The organism is Mesorhizobium sp. M0615, assembly GCF_040320805.1.
Lineage (GTDB): Bacteria > Pseudomonadota > Alphaproteobacteria > Rhizobiales > Rhizobiaceae > Mesorhizobium.
The window spans coordinates 176,507-197,679 of record NZ_JAMYQI010000001.1; the positions used below are offsets into that span (position 1 = coordinate 176,507).

Below are 21,173 nucleotides of genomic sequence, written 5' to 3' on the forward strand. Positions count from 1 at the left end.
CGCGTCAGGAGATGACGAGGCTCGCTATGCGGTGGCCGTCCAGCACGAAGGTCATGTCACCCTCGCCGTTGAGGCCATTGCCTTTCACGGCAATGCGGACGCGGTAGCTGCCCTCGACCTCGGCGATGCGGACAATGCGAAGATTGGACTTCACGCCGATATTGTCCGACTGGTTCCAGCGCGCGATCTGCTGGCGGCCTTGGAAGGACCGCCCCCAGTCGGTCAGGGACGCGTCGGCTGTGAACGTGTGGAGAACGGCTTCGCTATCACCCGCATTGGTGGCCTCGATAAAGCGGCGGATAGGTTCGGGTGTGGTCATCAATCGAGCCGGTGCATCAGATCATCATCCAGCCAGCGGCCGAAGAAATAGACCAGCTGCTTGTGCCACCATGGCCAGTCATGACTGACATCGCCGCCCCAATAGTCGACCCAGGCGGGAATGGATTTGTCGCGCAGGATCTGTTCCAGCCTGCGGGTCTCGACCAGCATCCGCTCTTCCCAGGCGCCCTGCCCGCAGCAGAAGATCATCCTCAGCGACTTCAGCCGGGCAAGCAGTTTTGGGTCTACGATGCCGGGCAGATAGTCGAGCGGCGAATTGTAGAAAATGTCGCCTTCCAGCACCTTGCCGAAGAAGTCGCCCGCCGAATAGACGCCCGACAGCGCGATGACGCCGCTGGCGAGTTCGGGAAAGCGAAAGACGAAGTTCGAGGAATGATAACCGCCCATCGAACAGCCGGTGAACAGCGGCTTTAATTTGCGCCCGCCATTGGCTTGCTCGGCGGTCGCCAGAAACTCCGGCAGCGCCTCCTCGCGCACATATCGGAAATAAGCCTCGTGGCGACCGATACGGTGGGCGGCGCCGGCATGCTTGTTGAAGAACGATTCCGAATCGACGCCGTCGACCGCGAACAGCTGGATGCGGCCGGTATCGATGAATTCGGCCAGCGCTCCAACCCCTCCGGAATCCTCGAATTGGTAGAACCGCCCCTGCGACGTCGGGAACACCACCACCGGCCGGCCGGCATGGCCGTAGCGCTTGTATTCCATGTCGCGGCCGAGATTGCCGGAGAAATGCTTGTGATAGGAGATGTCCATCGCGTTCAAGCCTTTTCCGCGTGGATGTAGGCGACGGCCGCGCGCAGTGCTGCTTCGTCTTTCGAGCGCATCTGGTAGGCGTAATTTCCCATGGCGCGGCTGAAAACCTCTTCAATTGGCTGATGATGGACGATCTTGTCGCGATGCGCGGCTATCACGTCCTCATGGCTGTGCAAATAGTCGAGGCGCCGCTTGCGGCTGGCATAGGCGGTGAAATATTTGCCCTCGTAAGGCCCGCCGGCGGCATCCTTCACCACCATGTCCGCCCAGGCCGCGTAGACGTCGATGTCGAACGTGTAGTTGATCGCATCGGTCATCCAGGCGCCGGGCGGCCGCATGTTGACCTCAAGCGCGATGACGCGGTCGTCCTTGGTTTCGAACAGCTCGATGTGGAAGAAGCGCTCGCGCACGTCGAACGCTTTGAGGATCTTGCGGCCGGCTTCTTCGATCGCCGGTCGGACCTTGGGAAAGCAGGTGTAGCTCATGTGGCGGTCCTTGTTGACCACTTCCATGATGCTCTGGTCGTAGCGGTGGCTGGCCGCCAGCACCACCTCGCCGTCACGGTTGACCAGCCCATCGAAGGTCACCACCAGCCCCTCGATGAACTGCTCCATGACGAAGGTCACGTCCTCGGGCTTGTCTCTGAAGAACTGGTCAAGTTCCCTGGCGTTGGAAATCTTGAAGGTGTTCGAGGCGCCGGAACCGGAATCGGGCTTCACCACCACGGGATAGCCGACGCGGCGGATGAAGGTCATGGCACCGGCCCGGTCGGAGCATTTGCGCTGGGCGATGGTGTCGACGCCGCTCTTGCGAAAGAATGCACGCATGCGGCTCTTGCGCTTCAAATTCTTCACGAAATCGAGCTTGGTGCCGTAGATGTTGAAGTCAGTGCGGATGTTGGCTTCCAGCTCCAGCCAATGCTCGTTGAGGGACTCGAAGCGCTCGATGCGGCCCCATTTGTGGATGAAATGACCCATCGCCCGGAACACCGGATCGTAGTCCTCCATGTCGGCGATGCGGTAATATTCCGACAGGGCCACCTTCAGCTTGCCGTCCAGCGCCTCATAAGGCGCATCGCCAATGCCCAGCACCGTGGCGCCGGCCTTCTTCAGCCGGTCGCAGAAATCGGCGCCGTTGGCGGGAAAATGCGGCGAGAAGAAAACGAAATTCACGGATGACCCCTCAGACGGCGAAGCATTGCGGCCCCGGCTACACGCAAGTCTGGCGCATTTGCCGCGCATGGGGAAGAGTGCTCGCGAGTGGTGGAATGGCAGCCCACTTGCCTGTCCATGGCGGCTCCTGTATGAAACCCGCCATGAACACGCGCGTCTCCTCCGTCGCTTCCCGTCCGACCGGCTTTGCCGGGGAGACCGTGCGCGCGCTGGCATCGACCCTGCTTCTTCTCGGCCTTATCGGCGATCGCCGGGTTCGCTGAAGGAGCGCCCGGCGGTCGAACCGCCGCTTACGCGCACGCTCCTTGGCCAGTTCAGAAATTGGCAATTCACATCAAGCGAACGAAAATCTGATAAGGCGCTGCTCGCCCTGGAATCCGTCCGAAGACCGATCCGCGAGCCGCCGGGAGAACAAGACGATGGACGCACGAGAAGACATCCGCGCCGGCGAAGCCGAAAGCGTAAAACGCGCGGCCGGCCACATGCCGGGCGCGGCCCGAAAATACCAGCCCTATCCGACGGTCGGTCTCACCGACCGCACCTGGCCCAACAAGGTCATCGACAAGGCGCCGATCTGGTGCTCGGTCGATTTGCGCGACGGCAACCAGGCGCTGATCGATCCGATGGGTCACGAGCGCAAGGCGCGCATGTTCGCCCTGCTGCTCGACATGGGTTTCAAGGAGATCGAGATCGGTTTCCCCTCGGCCTCGCAGACCGATTTCGATTTCGCCCGCTGGTGCATCGAGGAAGGCAATGTGCCGGCTGATGTTTCGCTGCAGGTGCTGGTGCAGTGCCGTCCCGAACTCATCACCCGCACCTTCGAATCTCTGAAGGGCGCCACCAACCCGATCGTGCATTTCTACAATTCGACCAGCGAGTTGCAGCGTCGCGTCGTCTTCGAGAAGGATGTCGGCGGTATCAAGCGCATCGCCACCGACGCGGCCAAGATGATCACCGACATGGCGGCCAAGGCCGGCGGCGGTTATCGCTTCGAATATTCGCCCGAAAGCTTTACCGGCACCGAGCTCGAAGTCGCGCTGGAGATATGCAACGCCGTCACCGAGATCGTGAAGCCGACAGCCGACAACAGACTGATCATCAACCTGCCGTCGACGGTCGAGATGTCGACGCCCAACATCTATGCCGACCGGATCGAATGGATGTGCCGCAACCTGGACGACCGCGAGAACCTGCTGATCTCGCTGCACCCCCACAACGATCGCGGCACCGGCATCGCCACCACCGAGCTCGGCCTGATGGCGGGTGCGGACCGCGTCGAAGGCACGCTGTTCGGCAATGGCGAGCGCACCGGCAATGTCGACATCGTGACGCTGGCGCTCAACATGTACACGCAAGGGGTCGATCCCCATCTGGATTGCTCCGACATCAACCGGATGAAGGACGTCTACGAATACTCCAACCAGCTGAAGATCTCAGAGCGCCATCCCTATGTCGGCGAACTCGTCTACACCGCCTTTTCCGGCTCGCACCAGGACGCCATCAACAAGGGCATGAAGGCCTTGAAGAAGGCCAACACGCCGGTCTGGGAAGTGCCCTATCTGCCGATCGATCCGGCCGATGTCGGGCGCAGCTACGAGGCGATCATCCGCATCAACTCGCAGTCGGGCAAAGGCGGCATCGCCTATGTGCTGCAGGCCGACTACGGCCTCAATCTGCCGCGCAACCTGCAGATCGAGTTCAGCCAGGAGATCCAGGCGATCACCGACGCCGAAGGCAAGGAAGTGCCGGCAAAACGCATCCATGACCGCTTTATCGAAACCTATGTCGACCAGCCCGGCGCACGACTGAAGTTCCTCGACCATCACACCTATCCCGACACCGAGAAAAAGGGCCAGCGCGTGGTCGAGGCGGTGATCCTCGACAACGGCAAGGAGACGACCATCGCCGGCTCCGGCACCGGCCCGATCGACGGCTTCGTCGATGCGCTGTCGCGTCATGTTGGCGTCGACATGTCGGTGCTTGATTATTCCGAACATTCGCTCCAGCGCGGCTCGAACGCCTCGGCGATTTCCTATGTCGAGATGGAATATCCCGGCGGCAAGCTGTTCGGCGCCGGCATCAACACCAACATCGTCGCCGCCTCGCTGGAAGCCGTTGTTTCGGCCGCCAACCGGATAATCGGCCGCAAGGCCGGCTGATATTTTCCCGGGCGCCGAATGTCCGCGGCGCCCGGAAATCCCCCATTTGCCGAGGGAAATTCCGGTCTTTTGTGTCAACCACCGGCAACTATCCGGTGTGTTACGCGATCGCATAACATAAGCATGCTTGTATGGAAGTGCAGGCTCTATATGATTGCGCCTCAACCTGTGCCGACTTCGAGAGGATCGACACTTGCAGCATGCCACGCCTGCCGCCCCCGCAGTGCGCGAGACACTGGAGCGACTGCTCGCCAGCGAAACGTTCGGACGTTCCGAGCGCGCGCGCAAGTTGCTGCGCTATCTTGTTGAGCGCGAGCAGGCCGGCGAAGCCGACAGGCTCAAGGGTTTCTCCATCGCCATGGACGTCTTCGGCAAGGACGGCGATTTCGATTCGTCGACCGACGCCGTTGTCCGGGTGCAGGCAGGCCGGCTGCGCGAACTTCTCCAGCATTATTTCGCCAATGAAGGCATAGCCGAACCGGTTCGCATTGCCATTCCGCGCGGCGGCTACGTGCCGTCCTATGAGCTCAACGCCATACGCCTGCCGGTTGGGCAGGAGCCGCTTGCGGCGGCGGTAGCCGCCTTGCCCGGATCGCCCGACCAGGCGGCTCTTGACGCCGTTCCCGCTGCCGCGACAGCTTCGGGGGTTACAGAACCTGGGCCTTCGCTGGCGCGCCATCTCCAGTTCTTCTGGGTCGCCATGACGCTGGTCATTCTCATGCTGGGCGTGCTCATCCTGCGCCAGGGCAGCGGCGCATTGCTTGCCAGCAGCGATCCTACCGCGGTGGTCGAGACCGCAGGCGTAACGAGCAGCATCGCATCGCCGTCGATGGAGGCCCTGCCCCTCGTCTACATCGCGGTGAAGGCCACCGGCCCCGAGGCCGGCCGCGTCGCCGCTTCGCTGCGCGCCGGCCTTGCCGGTTTCGACACGATCGACTTCATCGGCCGCGACGCCGACAGCAAGCGCGATCCGAGCACCGACCCGACCAGCTTCGTTTTCGATGTCCTGCCGGGACCAATGGCAGGTGACGTGACGCTCGAACTGCAGAGCGTGGCGACCGGCCGCGTGCTTTTGTCCCGCAGTCTGACGGCCGCCGACAGCGCACCTGGCACCGTCGAGGATCGTATCGCCGCCATCCTCAGCTCGACCGTTCCCGCCTCCGGCCCGCTCTACAGCTACATCGAACAGAACGGCATTCAGACCGGGCTGACGAGCTGCCTGATCCTCAACGACAGATACTATCTCGACCAGAGCACCAGGACGCACGAGGCCGCCTATCGCTGCCTGGACAACCTCGCCGGCCAGGGTGCGAAATCGTCGTTGGTCTATTCGGAACTGGCCTCCCTGACCCTTGAGGCCGCCACCGATCATTACGCCTATCCGCCTGGCGCGACGGTCGAACAAGCAATGTCTTTCGCCCATCGCGCCATCCAGATGGGACCGACCAGCCCCTATGCGCACCGCGCCTATGGCTACCTCAATTCGCGCCTCGGCAACACCGAGGAATCGATCCGCTGGATGCGCAAGGCCTATGAGCTCAACCCCTACGACCTCGGCATGGCTGCCGCTTACGGCTATGGCCTGATCTTTGCCGGCAAATATGCCGAGGGAACACCCATCCTGACCCATGCCGTCGAGACGTTCAGCGGCCATCCGACATGGTGGGATTTTGGGCTTTTCGCCGGGCAATTCATGCTGGGCGACATGAACAAGGCCGCGATAGCCAGCGAGTCGCTGCGCACGACGGCGATGAAATCGCATTATCTGGCGGCGCGGCTGATCGGCGCCAAGGCTGCCGGCCGCGAACAGCTGGCAGCCAAGCTTCTGGATGAGCTGACCACCAAATTCCCGAAATTCGCCGCCGATCCGCGCGCGGCCTTCGCCGAGCGCAAATATCCCGCCGATCTGACCGACCGGCTGGTTGAGGCGCTGCGCGCCGCGGGCCTCGGCAACGCCAGCTAGTCTTTCCGGATCGCGAAAACTTTACTGGCCATCGGTCTGGACTGGGAGCAATCCAGCCTCGATTCGAATTTCCTCTCCAGTCTTGCAATAATCGCACATTTTCATGGTCTCATCCCTCTATGTTGCCGAGCGGGGCGCCGGGCCGAAGACGGTCGTCCTGCTGCATGGCTTCGGTGGTTGCCATGATATCTGGCGCGAGGTGACCGCGTCGCTAGGGCCCGATGTCAGGACCTTGGCCTACGATCTTCCGGGACACGGACTGTCTCTCGAATTTCCTGGCAGCGGCCCGGCCAAAACAGCGGCGCGAGCGGTTCTCGCCGATATCGCCGCACGCGGGATAGCAAGGGTGCATGTCGCCGGTCATTCGATGGGCGGCGCGGTCGCCTCCCTGATGGCGCTTGCCGAGCCTGAAAGGATAGGCTCGCTGACGCTTCTGGCGCCGGGCGGTGTTGGCCCCGAGATCAACGGACCGCTGTTGCGCCGCTACGCCGCGGCCGCCGACAGACGGGAAATCCGCGCCTGCCTTGCCGCCATGTCGGGACCGCGAAGCCCGCCGCCCGAACGCATCGTTGGCGTCCTGGCGGACCTACGCCGTCGCCCCGGCCAGTTGCGCAAGCTGATTGAGATATCGGCCGTCATGACCAGGAACGAGCGGCAGGGGGTCATACCCCGCGAACAGCTGGACACCCTCGACATGCCGGTGATGGTGGTTTGGGGAACGGACGATCCGGTGCTGCCCTTTACCCAGGCTGATTGTCTGCCGGCGCATTTTCATATTCATCACGTGCTCGATGCCGGCCATATGCTGGTCGAGGAAGTGCCTGATGTGGTCGCCCAGGCCGTGCGCCGAAACATGGCACGCCGCGGCAGGCGCCTGCGTCCGACATTCGAGGCCGCGGCGAGCTAAGTTACTTGCGCCCCGCATCTCGCCAGTGCATTTTGCCGCCGCCTGTGTTAACTCGCAATTAACCATATCAGCGAGGCGACGCCGATGAAGGACACTGGCGAAAACATCACCCCCATCGACACCTCCCGCAAACTGTCCGACGCCGTTCGCGATGTGAAAAATGCCTTCGCCGATCGCGACGATGTCGTGGTCGACATGCGCGAGGCGCACCGGATGCGGCTTGATCTGCTCGCCGCCGAGCTCGCCCCGGTCTTTGCCGACGTGCCCGCCGACATGGACAATTTCGACTTCGTCGTCTCCTCCGGCCTGCAGCCCCGCCTGTGGATCGACGCCGTCAGCCATGTCGCCATGGGGCGCGACCGCCGCACCTACCGCTTTCTCAGGGATACCCGCATCGGCCGCGTCGTGCTCGCCGAATCGACCGATATGAAACCGGTCGCCGATCAGGTCACGCGCTATGTGGCGGAGCGTATCGTCGAGCGCCAGCGCATGATGGAGGGCGGTGTCGAGCCGGCCGTCGCCGACCTGAAACGCCCTGCGGTGGTCGAAGCGGAGCCGCCCTTGCAAGCAGCCGCGCCAGGCAAGAGCTGGTCGACCTTCTTTGCAGGCCTGGGCTTCGTCGCCGCCGGCGCGCTTGTTGGCCTGGCGGTGGCGGCCGCGCTGTTTTGGGATCGCCTGATGGCGATGAAGATCAGCTTCTGATCAACGATCTGAAGGCCTCGGTGTCTGCGCGCCGAGTTCAATGACCTGCAGGTCCGATGGCGGCAAGGCCGGCCCGGTCAGGCCGCGCCGCGTCAGGCGAATCAGCCAATTGCCCTTCTCCCCGTCAATATCGAGCAGATTGTACTGTGCCGCCGGGTTCTTGCTGCCTGGCGACTGCCCGGCGGCGGCGACGCCGACGACAGGAATCCTGGCGCCGCGCCCGCCGATGAAGAACAGCGACGGCAGATGCGAATGGCCGTGCAGCACGAGTTCGGCGCCATGCCTATGAACGGTCTTGTGGAAGCGGGAGATGCCGAACAGGCGCTTTTGCTGGGCGACGGCGCCGCGCACCGGCGGATGATGGATCATGATCACCCGCAACAGGCCGCGTTTGTTCGTTGCGTCGAGCACTGTCGCCAGCCTTTGCGCCTGACCTTCGAGGAAGAAGCCGTTGGCCATGAACGGCGCCGTGGCGCGCGCCGTCGAAACGCCGATCAGCGCGACATTGCCGCGTACGCGCAGATAGGGAAAAGCGTTGCGGTCGATCGGCGCAGTCACGCCGTCGCCGCTCATCCACGCCGCCCAGGAGCGGCAGACCTTGTCGAAGGCGCCCGGCACATAGGCGTCGTGGTTGCCCGGCACCACCGAGACATCCTCCGGCGAACCCAGCGTCTCAAGCCAGTGCTTGGCCATCTCGATCTCGCCGTCGAGCGCCAGATTGACCAGATCGCCGGTAACGGTGAGGTGGTCGGGGGTGCTCGCCTTCATGTCGGCGACGATGGTGTCGATGACGGCATCGTGCATATGGCGGCGGCGGTTGCGCTGCCAGTTGACGTAGCCGACGACGCGCTTGGACGCGAGTTCGCGATAGGTTACACCGGGAAGCGGCCCCAGATGGACATCGGAAATATGCGCGAGCCTGAACATCCTTCCTTCATAGGCGACGCGCTCCCCGCTTTCCACTCACTGTTTCCTGTCCATCCACGGTTTCGCTAGTCATGGCTATGTCGGACCCGGAGCAGGCGTTTCGCCAGACCGGCTGGGCAGGCCTCAGAGCAAGGCTGTTCCATCTCTATTTCCTGCTGCGGCGGCCGATGACGCTGGGCGTGCGCGGCCTGATCCACGATCGCGCCTCGAACACCGTCTTCCTCATCCGCCACACCTATGTTCCCGGCTGGCAATTGCCGGGCGGCGGCGTCGAGGTCGGCGAAACGCTTGGTGAAGCGCTGGCGCGGGAACTGGCCGAGGAAGGCAATATCGCGCTCACCGCCCCGCCGGTGCTGAAGTCGATGCATTTCAACTGCCGCTCCAGCCGCCGCGACCATGTCGGCCTCTATCTCATCGAAACCTTCAACCAGACCGCGCCGAAACTGCCGGACCACGAGATCGCCGAAGCAGGCTTCTTTCCGCTCGACCGCTTGCCGCATGGCACGACGCCGGCGACGCTGCGGCGGCTTGCCGAGGTTTTTGAAGGCGAGCCGGTATCGCCGTACTGGTAGGCTGTCAATCCGATGCTCACGCCGCCTGCCTGAACCGCGCCCGGTCGTGCGGCGCGCCATAGTCGAGCCCAGGCCCGACCGGCACGATGCGCGTCGGGTTGATGCTCTCGTGGCTGCCGTAATAGTGCATTTTGATGTGGTGCAGGTTCACCGTGCCGGCGATACCGGGCACCTGGTAGAGGTCGCGCAGATAGTTCGAAAGGTTCGGATAGTCGGCGATGCGGCGCAGATTGCATTTGAAATGGCCGACATAGACCGGGTCGAAACGCACCAGCGTGGTGAACAGCCGCCAATCGGCCTCGGTGACACGCTCGCCAGTGAGATAGCGCTGTTTTGACAGTCGGCCCTCCAGCGTGTCGAGCGCCGCGAACAGCTCGCCGAACGCCTCTTCATAGGCCGCTTGCGTGGGCAAAGCCGGCGCGGTTGACGGCGGGAAAGACCAGCGCATTGACCTTGTCGATCTCGCCGCGCAGGCCTGGCGGATAGGAATCGAGAGCGGCATCGCCCCACTCGTCGAAGGCCGAATTGAGCATGCGGATGATTTCGGCGGATTCGTTGGAGACGATGGTCTCTTCCTTCTTGTCCCACAGCACCGGCACCGAAACCCGGCCCGAATAGGCTGGATCGGCCTTGGTGTAGATTTGGTGCAGGAAGTCGAGGCCGTAGAGCGTGTCGCCGGTGGCGCCATCCTCGGCCAAAAACGTCCAGCCCTCAGCACCGAGGAAATGATGCACGACTGAAACCGGGATGATGTCTTCTAGCTTCTTCAGCGCGCGAAAGATCAGCGTGCGGTGCGCCCACGGACAGGCGAGCGAGACATAAAGATGGTAGCGTCCGGGCTCGGCCTTGAAGCCGCGCGTACGACCTTGCGCCGGCGCGCCGTCGCGCGTGATCCAGTCACGCCACTGCGTCTCGGTGCGGATGAACCTGCCGCTGCTATCGACATTGGCCGGACGGTCCTGCCATTTGCCTTCGACCAGCAATCCCATACGAAATCTCCTTGCGTGCCTTGGCCAATGTAGTCGCAAGGCGGCAATGCCGAAGCCGTCATCTGCTGAACAGAGCGTCACTCGTATGAAACGCCGGATGAAAACAGCCGATTGCAGCCGCCGGAAATTGATGCTAGCGGACACTCCGCATGTTCGATCTTGGCTTGATCCGGTTTGACCGACGACGAAAGGGCGCCCGCGCTTAGAAAGCGCTGACTGGCGAACGCTGCCGCTTGCAGCAACCTTTCCTCTTTATCGGACCGCGAAGACCATGAGCCTTGCCGACGTGAAATACCTGCCGGAAACTCCGGCGCATGATCCCGAAATCGAAGCCATCAACGACGAAGCCTTTGGCCCCGGCCGTTTCGTGCTGGCCGCCTACAAGATTCGCGAGACCGGCGGCCACGAGCGCTCGCTATCCTTTGTCGCCATGGATGGCGACATCGTCGTTGCTTCGGTGCGCATGACCCGCATCGCCGCCGGCGCCGGACGCGCGCTGATGCTCGGGCCGCTCGCCGTGCGGCCCGCCTTCAAGAATCTCGGTATCGGCCGCCGGCTCGTGGCGATCGCGCTGGAGGCGGCCGCCAAGGCCGGCGCGCCGGCGGTGATCCTTGTCGGCGACGAGCCTTATTACGGCCCGCTCGGCTTCAGAAAGATCCCCCGCGGCCAGATCTCCATGCCGCGCCCGGTCGACCTCGACCGGCTGCTGTCGCACGAGATCGTGCCCGGTGCCGTGGCGCGGCTCTCCGGCGAGGTCGGCCATGCCAGCCTTGCCAGGATCGCGGAGCAGGCACCAATGATGGCCTGAGCTCCAGGATCGGTCGCGGCACCGGTCGCGATGGATCCCCATTGGTCAGGTTGCACCATGGCGGCGACCTCCGTAGCATGACCCGGAACAGCACGGAGCATGCAGCATGAACCCGAACGGCCAGATTGCGATCGTAACCGGCGGCGGCTCCGGCCTCGGCGAGGCAACCGCCCGCGCGCTGGCCGACAAGGGCGCGCGCGTCGCCATTTTCGATATCGGCATCGACCGGGCATCGAAGGTGGCGGGCGACATTGGCGGCGCCGCCATCCAGTGCGATGTGAGCAGCGCCGACAGCGGTGCGGCCGCGGTCGCCGAGGTGGAAAAGAGACTTGGGCCAGCGCGCATCCTGGTCAATTGCGCGGGCATTGCCATCGGCGTGAAGACGATCGGCAAGGATGGTCCACATCCGCTCGACCAGTACCGCAAGGTGATCGAGATCAATTTAATCGGCACCTTCAACATGATCCGCCTCGTCGCCGACCGTGCCGCCAAACTCGAACCGCTGCAGGGCGGCGAGCGCGGCGTCATCGTCAACACCGCGTCGGTGGCCGCTTATGATGGCCAGATCGGCCAGGCCGCCTATGCCGCATCCAAGGGCGGCGTCGTCGGCATGACGCTGCCGGTTGCCCGCGACCTGGCGCGCTCCGGCATTCGCGTCTGCACCATCGCGCCCGGCATCTTCAAGACGCCAATGATGGCCGGCATGCCGCAGGAGGTGCAGGATTCGCTCGGCGCGGCCGTGCCCTTCCCGTCCCGCCTCGGCGAGCCGTCCGAATATGCCGCGCTCGCCCTGCATATCGTCGAAAACCAGATGCTGAACGGCGAAACCATCCGCCTCGATGGGGCAATCCGCATGGCGCCGAAATAGACGGCCATGGCGGCCGGCGCAGTGAAGACCGGTCCGCTGGCCGGCCTGAAAGTCATCGAGATGGCTGGGCTCGGCCCGGTGCCTCTGGCCGGGCTGATGCTGTCGGAGATGGGCGCCGAGGTGCTGCGCATCGAGCGCACCGGTTCGGACCAACCCCTACTGCCGCTCTCCGATGCGTACAATCTCGACCGTCACGGCCGCTCCATCCTGCACGTCGACCTCAAGCAGGCCAAAGGAACGGAACTGCTGCTGCGCCTTGCCGAAAAGGCCGATCTGTTTGTCGAAGGCTTTCGCCCCGGTGTGATGGAGAGGCTTGGTCTCGGCCCGGATGCTGCATTGGCGCGCAATCCGGCGCTGATTTACGGCCGCATAACCCGCTTCGGCCAGGACGGGCCGCTCGCAGGTCGCGCCGGCCACGACATCACCTACCTCGCCTATTCCGGTGTGTTGCATGCCATCGGTCGGGAGGAAGGCCGGCCGGTGCCGCCGCTGAATCTGATCGCCGACAATGGCGGCGGCGCCATGATGCTGATCGCCGGGGTGCTTGCAGCGCTGTTCGAGCGCTCGCGCTCCGGCAAAGGCCAGGTGATCGACGCAGCGATGGTCGAGGGCGCTTCGATGCTGGCGGCCCCCATACACGCCTTCATGTCGGCAGGTCTGTGGAGCGACCGGCGCAGCGCCAACCTGCTCGATTCCGGTGCGCCCTTCTACGACACCTATGAGACGGCGGACGCACGCCACGTTGCGGTCGGCTGCCTTGAGCCGCGCTTCTTCGCCGCATTCGCAAGGCTGCTGCCGCTCGGCGAGGATTTTGTCCGCGGCCAATACGACAAGGCGTTGTGGCCGGACATGCGCGCGGCCATTGCCGACCGGTTCCGGCAGAAGACACGCGACGGCTGGGACGCGCTGTTTGCCGCAAGCGATGCCTGCGTGGCGCCGGTTCTGTCGCTGGCCGAAACCAGGGATCATCCGCACAACCGGGCGCGTCACGCATTTGTGAAAGCCGGTGCGCTCGAGCGGCCCGCACCCGCGCCACGCTTCTCGGCCTCGCAGCCGGCGCTTGCCGGCATGCCTGAAGATGACGATCAGCGACCTCAGACCGTGCTGGCGCGCTTCGGCTTTTCGACAGCCGAGATCAAAGCGCTTGTCAAAGCCGGCATGATTGGCCAATAACTGGATTTAGAAAATCAACTTACCTGGTGAGCATTTTGGACCAGCCGAAGAAGGACGTCATTCGCGCGACGGACGCCGAGGCGATCAGGCTGGCCGCAACGCTGATCCGCAGCGCCCGTTTCGGCGCCCTCGCGGTGATCGAGCCCTCGACCGGCGCACCGCTGGCCTCCAGGGTCGGAGTCGCCACCGACATCGATGGCACGCCTCTAATCCTTGTCTCGGCGCTGTCAGCCCATACCGGCGCCATCCTTGCCGAGCCGCGCTGCTCGCTGCTTGTCGGCGAACCCGGCAAGGGCGATCCGCTGGCGCATCCCAGGATAACGCTGGTCTGCCGGGCGCAGCCGCTGGAACGCGGGTCGAGCGCGCATGCCCGCGCCGAGCGGCGCTATCTCAACCGCAATCCCAAGGCAAAGCTCTATGCCGAGCTCGGCGATTTCTCGATCTTTCGCCTCGAGCCGGAGCGCGCCAGCCTGAATGGCGGCTTCGGCAAGGCCTACCTGCTCGACCGTGCCGATCTCATCACCGAGGGGTTGATCGTCGACGAGCTGGCCGCCAGCGAACAATCCGCTCTCGACCACATGAATGCCGACCATCTCGACGCCATCGCCGTCTATGCCCATCATTTCGCCAGGGTTGAAGGTGATGGTTGGACCATGACCGGCTTCGATGCCGATGGCATTGACCTGGCATCGGGCGACACCGTTTGCAGGGTCTATTTTCCGCAGCCATTGAAGACCGCGCGCGACCTGCGGTCGGTTCTGGTCGACCTGGCCAAAGCGGGTCGTGCGCCAGCTACGCAAGGATAATCGTCATGAATCAAAAGCACGTCTTGAGATTTGGGCGAAATGATCTACGATTCAGGCGACGCTGAATCAGCAGCGTGATCCATAGCTGAATTATAGCAGCCAACGCTATTTGCCCCCATAGCGTTTGGATGAGCAGGAAAACATGGGGCATCGATGGTCTCGACCAAACTAATCGCCAATGCCGAATCGGCGGCGACATTTCTGACCCTTATGGGCAACGAAAAGCGGCTCTTGATCATGAGCTATCTGGCCGACGGTGAAATGTCGGTCGGCGCCATCGCCGAAAAGGTGATGCTCAGCCAGTCCGCTTTGTCGCAACATCTGGCCAAGCTCAGGGCGCTCGATCTTGTCGAGACCCGCCGCGACCGGCAGATGATCTACTATTCCTGCAAGTCCGAAGCCGTGCGCGAACTGTTGCGCATGCTGGACGGCATTTTCGGGATAGGCGACTTGTCCCAAATGGCAACGCGTCTGCGCCGCGCCGGGACTTGACCTGCAGGGCTTGACTGGCGGCTCCGATCGCTCCTTACGTCGCTGACGATTTTTCGCCGGCCGAGGTATTGATGGATCCGATCCAGATCGACGACGCGCGCGATCCGCGGGTCGCCGCCTATCTTGACATCCGCGAGCGCGATCTCATCGGCCGCCATGGCCGGTTCGTCGCCGAAGGCAAGGTGGTGCTGGACGTCCTGCTGTCAGCCGGACGCTTTGCTGCGGAGTCGGTCCTGGTCCTCGAAAACCGGCTGGTCGGGCTCGACGACATCCTGCGCAAGGCCCCTGCCGACCTGCCGGTCTACGTTGCGGCAAGCGCCGTCATGGACAGGATCGCCGGCTTCCACATGCATCGCGGTATATTGGCGATCGGCAGCAAGGGCACGCCACAGCCCGCCGAGGCCTTGCTCGACACCTTGCCTGCCGAAGCGTTGATCGTCGTTCTCATCGGCATCGCCAACCATGACAATATCGGATCGATCTTCCGCAATGCCGCCGCCTTCGGCGCCGATGCCGTCTTCGTCGACGCCACCTGTTGCGACCCACTGTATCGCAAGGCGATCCGCGTCTCCGTCGGCGCCGCGTTGAAGGTGCCCTTTGCGTCCTTCGGCGACACTGAAGCTTTCATCGCGAAGCTCGGCGAGTTGGGCTTCGGCCAGGTCGCTTTGTCGCCGCGTGGTGAGGCTGACATTCGCGATGCCGCGCGACCGAAACGACTGGCGCTCTATCTCGGCACCGAAGGCGAGGGCCTCCCGGAGAGGCTGCTCACTCGCCTGCGGACGGTGCGGATCGCGATGTCGGAAGGGTTCGACAGCCTGAATGTTGCGGCCGCCTCAGCCATCGCGCTGCATCATTTTTCGCGCTGATAGGGGTAGTCGGGCAATTCCAAGCCGAGGCTCGAAACTCAGCTCGGCGAGTCCGCCTTCTGCAACGCCCGGACGCGATCGGCGAGGCTGGTGGTTCCTGACCGCGTTTCCTGCGGCGCCGCCAGCGCCTTGGCGATCGGTGAATCCGGTCCTTCGAGCTTGGCCGTCAAATGGACGACCTCAGCCGCCAGATTGTTCATCTGTTCGCGCAAGGCAGAACCGGCATCATTGCCATTGCCGGAGCCATTCCGGGGCTTCGCGGATCCAGAACCGCCAAGCTCCGCCTTCATCCGCTTGTTTTCGCGGGCCAGCGTCGTCAGCCTGGCTTCGAGCCGCTCTCGGTCGCCTTCGAGCTTGGCGAGCGTCTTGTCGATGTCCTCGTTCCTGGCGCGGGCACTGTCTTGCGCACCAACCAGGCCAGCAGCCGCGGCGCCTCCTGTAGCCTCGCCCTTCACCCGCTCGCGAAGCCGGGCCAGTTCCTTTTCGCGGCGATCGAGCTTGTCCTCGCGATCGGCAAGCGTGGCGAGCAGGCGCTCGAGCTTTCTGTCGAGGTCGGCGGTTCTTTTCTTTTCGGCCTTCAAGGCATCGCGCGCGGCCTTGCCTTCGGCGACGACTTCCTGATGGCGCTTGTCGGCCTCCTTGCGCTGGCCGCGCAGCACTGAAATGTCGTTGGCAAGTTTTTCCAGCTCGGATTCGCGAGCCACCAGTTCGATCTGACGATTGCTGGAGGAGAAGGACGCGTCGTCGTACATATGCTCGAGCTTTTCCAGCTCGAGCGCGCGCTTCTCCATCATGCGCTCTGTTTGTGCAAGCCTGTCCGACAGCTGTCGTATCTGCTGCTCGCGATGCAGGAGCAATTCGTTTTTTTCCCCGAGCTCCGAAAGCGCCAGCTTCTTGTCCTTGCGCTCGACCGCCAGGCCCTTCAGCGCCTCGCGCCCGCGATTGATTTCGACGAGTTGCTCATTCGCCTGCTCACGCAGCGTCTTGATGCTGATTTCGAGCCGGCGCGTCGTCATGGCGAACTCGGCCCGCAAGCTGTCCTTGTCGGCCTGGATCTCGGTCAGCGTTCGCGGCACCGACGCCTCGACACGCTTGCGTGTCAGCACAACCGCCCGCCGCCAGATGGCCGGCGCGACCAGCAGCGCCAGAAAGCCTGCGCACAGAAAGCCGAGGGCGAAGAACAGGATCGACTGAACCAAGGTGACTACCCGTTACGGGCGGGCCGCTATCCGGCAACCGCCAAGTCTGGACTTTGCCATGTTCGCATGACGCAAATCCAGCGCTGCGGCAAGGGTTTGCCGCAGCTGCACCGGGTCAGAATCTGTTGATCGGGTCGAAGTGTGGTCGGAATCGCTCAGAAAGGATTCCAGGTCGGCCTCTGCGTCAGCTTCAGATAGCCGAGATTGACGCCAAGTCGCGCGCCGACGCCGGTGCGGATCGGCACCAGCAGCACCCTGTTGTTCTGCAGCACGTTGAAGCCGACGCCGGCCACGACATAGGCCGAACCGGCAACGCCGCCGAACCGATTGTAGAGATTGCTGACGTCGTCGAGGTTATAGACGAGCATCATCACCCGCGATCCCTCGCCGCCGAAATCCCAACCGAGCGAAGGCCCTTGCCAGAACACCTTATGGTCGCCGGCATTCTTGGTGTAGAGCGTACCTTCGCCATAGGTCAGGCCCCCGATCAGCGCGCCGGATCCCTCTTCGCCGAGCAGATAGCCATTGGGCAGGCCGTAGGAGGCAAAAATCTTCTCGACGACGGTTGCGAGACCGCCCGACGTCGCGCCGAAGAACTTGTGACCGGAATCGACGATCTCCTGAGCGGTGTATTCCTGTGCCCGCGACGCAGAGGTTGAGAAAGCGAGAGCGCCCATGAGGGCAATCGCCATGAAGAAGACGCGGACAAACGTCCGGTCGTAGAATCGGGAAACCATGCTTCCAATCTCCGTCAGGGAGCACTTTCGCCGACGCCTCGCACCCCGTCCGGCTCTTTAGGCGGCCGTTAAGGATGACTGTTACGGGCAAACTATGCCGTAATCCTTTTTCAACCATTAACCTCCCACATGAACATGGCGGTTCGAAGGCTGTTTCTGACGGTCTGCGCGGGCTCCCATCCTGTGCAAAGATGCCGTTTTTCTCACAAGAATTGTGGATTGTTGCTGCACGCTCGGGCGCTGTGTATTCAGAATGCCTGGGGGGAGAGAGCGTGATTCGGGTGGTGAGCGTGGCTGTCGGCCGCGCGGCCACCAGGATGTGAATTTTAGCAGGGATTTTTCGCCGATGGCTGAGCTTTTCTCTCTCTCCGCACCCGATCTCGCAGCCTTGTTGTGCAGCCGAGTCTGCCACGACATCATTTCGCCGGTCGGCGCCATCAACAACGGCCTTGAACTCCTGGACGAGGGCGGCGCCGACGAAGACGCCATGAAACTGATCCGGCAGAGCGCCAGAAACGCTTCGGCCCGCCTGCAATTCGCCCGCATCGCCTTCGGTGCCGCCGGTTCGGCGGGCATGATGATCGACACCGGCGATGCCGAGTCCGTCGCCATCGCCTTCCTGAAGAACGAGAAGCCGGAATTGATCTGGAACGGGGTTCGCGCCCTGCTCCCCAAGAACAAGGTCAAACTGCTGCTCAATTTGCTGCTTGTCGCCAATGCCGCCATCCCGCGCGGTGGCAGATTGGTGGTCACGCTGGAAAACCTCGACACCGAGCCGCGCTTTGCGCTTGCCGCAAGCGGCCCGATGCTGCGCGTGCCGCCGAAATTCCTCGAACTCCATTCCGGCAACAAGCCCGAGGAGCCTATCGACGCCCATACCGTCCAGCCCTACTACACGCTGCTGCTGGCGCGTGAGGCCAACATGACGATCTCGATTCACGCGACCGCCGAAGAGATCGTGCTGTCCGCGGCCTGAGCGAAGCCGTTCGGCAGGACGCCGAGCATCAAGAACAATCAAGTATCTTTTCCCGCTGATATTTGCGGCAATTCAGAACAGGCAAGTTTCATTGCCGGCAACGCCCCTGCAGAATGGGGCTGCAAACGACATGTTTGTAAAAACTTTACCTAACGGCTTTTCTGCTTCTTTACCAGATCGGCCTAGTGTGCATCCCGATACCCGGATGCCGCCGGTTCGCCCCATGGCAAAGAGGACCCGGAAATGAAGCGCTGCATGTTTGTCGACGATTCGAGCGTCATCAGAAAGGTTGCAAAACGGATTCTTGGCGGCTCCGACATGGTGGTGATCGAAGCAGCAACTGGACTTGATGCTGTCGAGATGTGCGCTGCCGAGATGCCTGATGTGATTGTCGTCGACGGCGCCCTGCCGGACATGCAAGCGGTCGACGTCATTCGCCAGGTTCGCGCCATGGAGAGCACGATCAAACCGCAGATTCTGATCTCACTGGTCGAGGTCGATGTTGCCTCGATCATGAAGGCAAAGCGCGCCGGCGCCCAGGGTTATCTGTTGAAGCCGTTCAACCGGCCGCAACTGCTCGAACGTTTTCGTACCTTGAAGGTTGCCGCCTGATTCGGCTCGTTTTCGGCCAAAAAGGACAGCAAAAAACCCGGCCTGAGCCGGGTTTTTTGCATTGGTTCAATCGGATGGTGTTCGCTCAGGCGCTGACGCGGATGTCTTCCGGCTCGCGCAGCACATAGCCGCGACCCCAGACCGTCTCGATGTAGTTCTGGCCACCGGATGCTGCGTCGAGCTTCTTGCGCAGCTTGCAAATGAAGACGTCAATGATCTTCAGTTCCGGTTCGTCCATGCCACCATAAAGGTGGTTGAGGAACATTTCCTTGGTCAGCGTGGTGCCCTTGCGCAGCGAGAGCAACTCCAGCATCTGGTATTCCTTGCCGGTCAGATGCACGCGCTGGCCGCCGACTTCGACGGTCTTGGCGTCGAGATTGACCACCAGGTCGCCGGTGGTGATGACCGACTGGGCATGGCCCTTGGAACGGCGCACAATGGCATGAATGCGGGCGACCAGCTCGTCCTTGTGGAACGGCTTGGTCATATAGTCGTCGGCGCCGAAGCCCAGGCCGCGCACCTTGTCCTCTATACCGGCCATGCCGGACAGGATCAGGATCGGCGTCTTCACCTTGGACAGGCGAAGTGTCCGCAAGACTTCGTAGCCGGACATATCGGGAAGGTTGAGGTCGAGAAGAATGATATCGTAATCATAAAGTTTACCGAGATCGACACCTTCTTCGCCGAGGTCGGTCGTGTAAACATTAAAACTTTCAGATTTGAGCATCAGCTCGATGCTCTGAGCGGTTGCACTGTCGTCTTCTATCAGCAGAACGCGCATTTCATTCCCCTTTTCTGCCGCCGGACCATGTCACGACCCATCCGGGACCGGAGCAGTGATTGCCTGAACAGAGGCTGCCATCGAATGGTTAACAAAACCTAATTCCGCACCAAAGACGGTACCAGATTTTTTAACCCCTTTCTACACCCTCTTGAATCTAATGATGAATCACAGAACCAAATCGCTAATGCAACACATTAATAAGTCGGACTAAGTGACTCAAGGGACTCGCTGGCCGGCTTCCGTATCGGGAGCCGGAATTTTTACCCGGCCTTAAGTCCTCGCCCTTATGATTAACAATGCGCGTAAACGAATGGTTACCGCCGGCAAAAAACTTTAGGGATTTGTTTCCCATAGTTCGGGGAATGCCGGTGGATACGGGCGGCGCCAGGCCCTGGCGGGCGGATTGGACGATATGTGCAGGTGTGCGTTTCCGGGAGTACCGAATCATGAAGTCACGTGAAAACCTCGTTCGGCTGAAGCAATTTCAGGTGAATGAGAAGCGGCGGCAGCTGCTGCAGCTCGACATGATGATCGCCGAGTTCGAGCGCATGGCCGTTGAACTGGAGCTTCAGATCACCGCCGAGGAGAAGAAGGCCGGCATCACCGACATCAATCATTTTGCCTATCCGACCTTCGCCAAGGCGGCGCGTCTGCGCCGTGATAACCTCAGAAACTCTCAAAGCGACCTCGCCCAGCAGCGAAGCGCTGCCGAATCATTACTCGGCGAAGCTGAAGCGGAGCTTTCCAAGGCCGAGATGCTGGAATCGCGCGACACCAAGATCCGCGACGCGGAACTCGGCGGTCGCAGCGCCATGATCGGCTGACGGCAGGGTTTTAACCCGACCGGCGCCGCCTGACGCCGCGCTTTGCTTTGCGTGTAGCGCGCCAAAAGGCTCCGGCGCTGCTGATCCGGCCCGTAAGGCGGCCGCAGCTTCAGGCCCGTGCCAAATCCCTGTCCAGGTTCGCCGCTGCCCTCGCCCGCGCTTGCTTGATGTCAGGCACATGCTCTTCCGACCAGGACCGTATCTGGGTGAGCAGCCCCGCCAGGTTCTGGCCAAGTTCGGTCAATTCATATTCGACCCGCGGCGGGATCACCGGAAAGATTTCGCGCCGCACAAGCCCGTCGCGCTCGAGGACGCGCAGCGTCTGCGTCAGCATTTTAGGCGTGATGCCTTCGAGCTTACGCGCCAGTTCGCCGTTGCGCATCCGGCCACGGCGCAGCGCACAAACCGTCAGATAGACCCATTTGCTGGCCAGCATCTCGAGCACGGCGTGCGAAGGACACGTCCGCTGGAAGGCGTCATAGCCGGAGCCGCAATCATTATCACTATCCATTAGGTGCCTATATATGGAAAAGGTACATACT

Annotated in this window: 22 protein-coding genes and 1 pseudogene; 14 read left to right on the top strand and 9 right to left on the bottom strand. The window is 62.4% G+C overall.

The window, feature by feature from the left end; genetic code table 11:
• Positions 1-4 precede the first annotated feature (4 nt).
• The 3 genes from NKI46_RS00930 to NKI46_RS00940 are packed head-to-tail and all read right to left on the bottom strand — an operon-like array spanning position 5 to position 2,267.
• Positions 5-319: a nuclear transport factor 2 family protein gene (locus NKI46_RS00930; protein ID WP_031199220.1), complete on the bottom strand. Its 315-nt coding sequence runs from the start codon at positions 317-319 to the stop codon at positions 5-7.
• Complete coding sequence (locus tag NKI46_RS00935; RefSeq protein ID WP_023705945.1) at positions 319-1,095, bottom strand: esterase family protein; 777 nt, start codon at positions 1,093-1,095, stop codon at positions 319-321. Before NKI46_RS00935 ends, NKI46_RS00930 begins: the two co-directional genes overlap by 1 nt.
• Positions 1,096-1,100: 5 nt before the next feature.
• Positions 1,101-2,267: an ATP-grasp domain-containing protein gene (locus tag NKI46_RS00940; RefSeq protein WP_023686186.1), complete on the bottom strand. Its 1,167-nt coding sequence runs from the start codon at positions 2,265-2,267 to the stop codon at positions 1,101-1,103.
• Positions 2,268-2,749: 482 nt separating this feature from the next.
• Here NKI46_RS00940 and leuA point away from each other — a divergent pair, with 482 nt between their 5' ends.
• The 4 genes from leuA (at position 2,750) to NKI46_RS00960 (ending at position 7,998) form a co-directional block, all read left to right on the top strand.
• Positions 2,750-4,426, top strand: coding sequence for a 2-isopropylmalate synthase (gene leuA, locus NKI46_RS00945; RefSeq protein ID WP_352744630.1), 1,677 nt, complete (start codon positions 2,750-2,752; stop codon positions 4,424-4,426).
• Between the two features lie 193 nt (positions 4,427-4,619).
• Positions 4,620-6,389: a tetratricopeptide repeat protein gene (locus NKI46_RS00950; protein ID WP_023669961.1), complete on the top strand. Its 1,770-nt coding sequence runs from the start codon at positions 4,620-4,622 to the stop codon at positions 6,387-6,389.
• A gap of 103 nt (positions 6,390-6,492) precedes the next feature.
• Positions 6,493-7,296, top strand: coding sequence for an alpha/beta fold hydrolase (locus NKI46_RS00955; protein WP_023686188.1), 804 nt, complete (start codon positions 6,493-6,495; stop codon positions 7,294-7,296).
• Between the two features lie 84 nt (positions 7,297-7,380).
• A complete protein-coding gene (locus NKI46_RS00960) occupies positions 7,381-7,998 on the top strand; it encodes a hypothetical protein (RefSeq protein WP_023686189.1) in 618 nt (205 codons plus the stop codon).
• Here NKI46_RS00960 and NKI46_RS00965 read toward each other — a convergent pair whose 3' ends face one another.
• A complete protein-coding gene (locus NKI46_RS00965; protein WP_023695843.1) occupies positions 7,999-8,925 on the bottom strand; it encodes a metallophosphoesterase family protein in 927 nt (308 codons plus the stop codon).
• Positions 8,926-8,996: 71 nt separating this feature from the next.
• Here NKI46_RS00965 and NKI46_RS00970 point away from each other — a divergent pair, with 71 nt between their 5' ends.
• Positions 8,997-9,497, top strand: coding sequence for an NUDIX domain-containing protein (locus NKI46_RS00970; RefSeq protein ID WP_502896773.1), 501 nt, complete (start codon positions 8,997-8,999; stop codon positions 9,495-9,497).
• 16 nt (positions 9,498-9,513) lie between these two features.
• Here NKI46_RS00970 and NKI46_RS00975 read toward each other — a convergent pair.
• Positions 9,514-10,486 (bottom strand): annotated as a pseudogene (locus tag NKI46_RS00975) (glutathione S-transferase family protein).
• A gap of 271 nt (positions 10,487-10,757) precedes the next feature.
• On the opposite strand from NKI46_RS00975, the gene NKI46_RS00980 reads away from it, so the two are divergent.
• From NKI46_RS00980 to NKI46_RS01005, 6 genes are all read left to right on the top strand, one after another.
• The gene (locus tag NKI46_RS00980) at positions 10,758-11,294 is read left to right on the top strand and encodes a GNAT family N-acetyltransferase (RefSeq protein ID WP_023754965.1); all 537 of its coding nucleotides are present in this window, start codon (positions 10,758-10,760) and stop codon (positions 11,292-11,294) included.
• 106 nt (positions 11,295-11,400) lie between these two features.
• Positions 11,401-12,162, top strand: a complete 762-nt coding sequence (locus NKI46_RS00985) for a 3-hydroxyacyl-CoA dehydrogenase (protein ID WP_023683632.1) — start codon at positions 11,401-11,403, stop codon at positions 12,160-12,162.
• Positions 12,163-12,168: 6 nt separating this feature from the next.
• Positions 12,169-13,335 carry a CaiB/BaiF CoA transferase family protein gene (locus tag NKI46_RS00990; RefSeq protein WP_352744312.1) on the top strand — a complete coding sequence of 389 codons (1,167 nt, stop codon included), beginning with the start codon at positions 12,169-12,171 and terminating at the stop codon, positions 13,333-13,335.
• Positions 13,336-13,370: 35 nt separating this feature from the next.
• Entirely contained in the window at positions 13,371-14,141 is a 771-nt protein-coding gene (locus NKI46_RS00995) for a HugZ family pyridoxamine 5'-phosphate oxidase (protein WP_352459863.1), read from the top strand.
• Positions 14,142-14,294: 153 nt separating this feature from the next.
• Positions 14,295-14,633 (top strand): ArsR/SmtB family transcription factor, encoded by a 339-nt coding sequence (locus NKI46_RS01000; RefSeq protein WP_023669951.1) that lies wholly within the window; start codon positions 14,295-14,297, stop codon positions 14,631-14,633.
• A gap of 71 nt (positions 14,634-14,704) precedes the next feature.
• Positions 14,705-15,499 (top strand): TrmH family RNA methyltransferase, encoded by a 795-nt coding sequence (locus NKI46_RS01005; protein WP_352459821.1) that lies wholly within the window; start codon positions 14,705-14,707, stop codon positions 15,497-15,499.
• A 38-nt stretch (positions 15,500-15,537) separates the two neighbouring features.
• On the opposite strand, the gene NKI46_RS01010 is transcribed toward NKI46_RS01005, so the two are convergent.
• Together NKI46_RS01010 and NKI46_RS01015 are read right to left on the bottom strand one after the other, a co-directional pair.
• The gene (locus tag NKI46_RS01010; protein WP_352459820.1) at positions 15,538-16,698 is read right to left on the bottom strand and encodes a coiled-coil domain-containing protein; all 1,161 of its coding nucleotides are present in this window, start codon (positions 16,696-16,698) and stop codon (positions 15,538-15,540) included.
• A gap of 155 nt (positions 16,699-16,853) precedes the next feature.
• Positions 16,854-17,390 (bottom strand): DUF1134 domain-containing protein, encoded by a 537-nt coding sequence (locus tag NKI46_RS01015; RefSeq protein ID WP_245259859.1) that lies wholly within the window; start codon positions 17,388-17,390, stop codon positions 16,854-16,856.
• A gap of 391 nt (positions 17,391-17,781) precedes the next feature.
• Between NKI46_RS01015 and chpT the strand changes: the two genes are divergently transcribed.
• Positions 17,782-18,411 carry a histidine phosphotransferase ChpT gene (gene chpT, locus NKI46_RS01020; protein ID WP_023669947.1) on the top strand — a complete coding sequence of 210 codons (630 nt, stop codon included), beginning with the start codon at positions 17,782-17,784 and terminating at the stop codon, positions 18,409-18,411.
• 243 nt (positions 18,412-18,654) lie between these two features.
• On the top strand, positions 18,655-19,023 hold the full coding sequence (locus NKI46_RS01025) for a response regulator transcription factor (RefSeq protein ID WP_023669946.1): 369 nt from the start codon (positions 18,655-18,657) through the stop codon (positions 19,021-19,023).
• Positions 19,024-19,108: 85 nt separating this feature from the next.
• Here the strand turns inward: NKI46_RS01025 and ctrA are convergent, their stop codons facing one another.
• Positions 19,109-19,804, bottom strand: a complete 696-nt coding sequence (gene ctrA / locus NKI46_RS01030; protein ID WP_006203583.1) for a response regulator transcription factor CtrA — start codon at positions 19,802-19,804, stop codon at positions 19,109-19,111.
• A gap of 449 nt (positions 19,805-20,253) precedes the next feature.
• On the opposite strand from ctrA, the gene NKI46_RS01035 reads away from it, so the two are divergent.
• Positions 20,254-20,631: a flagellar export protein FliJ gene (locus NKI46_RS01035; protein WP_023669945.1), complete on the top strand. Its 378-nt coding sequence runs from the start codon at positions 20,254-20,256 to the stop codon at positions 20,629-20,631.
• A gap of 109 nt (positions 20,632-20,740) precedes the next feature.
• Here NKI46_RS01035 and NKI46_RS01040 read toward each other — a convergent pair whose 3' ends face one another.
• Positions 20,741-21,142: a winged helix-turn-helix transcriptional regulator gene (locus tag NKI46_RS01040; protein ID WP_023691645.1), complete on the bottom strand. Its 402-nt coding sequence runs from the start codon at positions 21,140-21,142 to the stop codon at positions 20,741-20,743.
• Positions 21,143-21,173: the final 31 nt, after the last annotated feature.

Excerpts from the sequence above, each read along its gene's own strand:
- NKI46_RS00990 (WP_352744312.1), top strand. The coding sequence starts at position 12,169 with ATGGCGGCCGGCGCAGTGAAGACCGGTCCGCTGGCCGGCCTGAAAGTC.
- chpT (WP_023669947.1), top strand. The coding sequence starts at position 17,782 with ATGGCTGAGCTTTTCTCTCTCTCCGCACCCGATCTCGCAGCCTTGTTG.
- NKI46_RS01015 (WP_245259859.1), bottom strand. The coding sequence starts at position 17,390 with ATGGCGATTGCCCTCATGGGCGCTCTCGCTTTCTCAACCTCTGCGTCG.
- NKI46_RS00970 (WP_502896773.1), top strand. The coding sequence starts at position 8,997 with ATGGCTATGTCGGACCCGGAGCAGGCGTTTCGCCAGACCGGCTGGGCA.
- leuA (WP_352744630.1), top strand. The coding sequence starts at position 2,750 with ATGCCGGGCGCGGCCCGAAAATACCAGCCCTATCCGACGGTCGGTCTC.
- NKI46_RS01025 (WP_023669946.1), top strand. The coding sequence starts at position 18,655 with ATGAAGCGCTGCATGTTTGTCGACGATTCGAGCGTCATCAGAAAGGTT.
- NKI46_RS01005 (WP_352459821.1), top strand. The coding sequence starts at position 14,705 with ATGGATCCGATCCAGATCGACGACGCGCGCGATCCGCGGGTCGCCGCC.
- NKI46_RS00965 (WP_023695843.1), bottom strand. The coding sequence starts at position 8,925 with ATGTTCAGGCTCGCGCATATTTCCGATGTCCATCTGGGGCCGCTTCCC.
- NKI46_RS00955 (WP_023686188.1), top strand. The coding sequence starts at position 6,493 with ATGGTCTCATCCCTCTATGTTGCCGAGCGGGGCGCCGGGCCGAAGACG.
- NKI46_RS00935 (WP_023705945.1), bottom strand. The coding sequence starts at position 1,095 with ATGGACATCTCCTATCACAAGCATTTCTCCGGCAATCTCGGCCGCGAC.
- NKI46_RS01000 (WP_023669951.1), top strand. The coding sequence starts at position 14,295 with ATGGTCTCGACCAAACTAATCGCCAATGCCGAATCGGCGGCGACATTT.
- NKI46_RS00985 (WP_023683632.1), top strand. The coding sequence starts at position 11,401 with ATGAACCCGAACGGCCAGATTGCGATCGTAACCGGCGGCGGCTCCGGC.
- NKI46_RS00980 (WP_023754965.1), top strand. The coding sequence starts at position 10,758 with ATGAGCCTTGCCGACGTGAAATACCTGCCGGAAACTCCGGCGCATGAT.
- NKI46_RS01035 (WP_023669945.1), top strand. The coding sequence starts at position 20,254 with ATGAAGTCACGTGAAAACCTCGTTCGGCTGAAGCAATTTCAGGTGAAT.
- NKI46_RS01040 (WP_023691645.1), bottom strand. The coding sequence starts at position 21,142 with ATGGATAGTGATAATGATTGCGGCTCCGGCTATGACGCCTTCCAGCGG.
- ctrA (WP_006203583.1), bottom strand. The coding sequence starts at position 19,804 with ATGCGCGTTCTGCTGATAGAAGACGACAGTGCAACCGCTCAGAGCATC.
- NKI46_RS00960 (WP_023686189.1), top strand. The coding sequence starts at position 7,381 with ATGAAGGACACTGGCGAAAACATCACCCCCATCGACACCTCCCGCAAA.
- NKI46_RS00930 (WP_031199220.1), bottom strand. The coding sequence starts at position 319 with ATGACCACACCCGAACCTATCCGCCGCTTTATCGAGGCCACCAATGCG.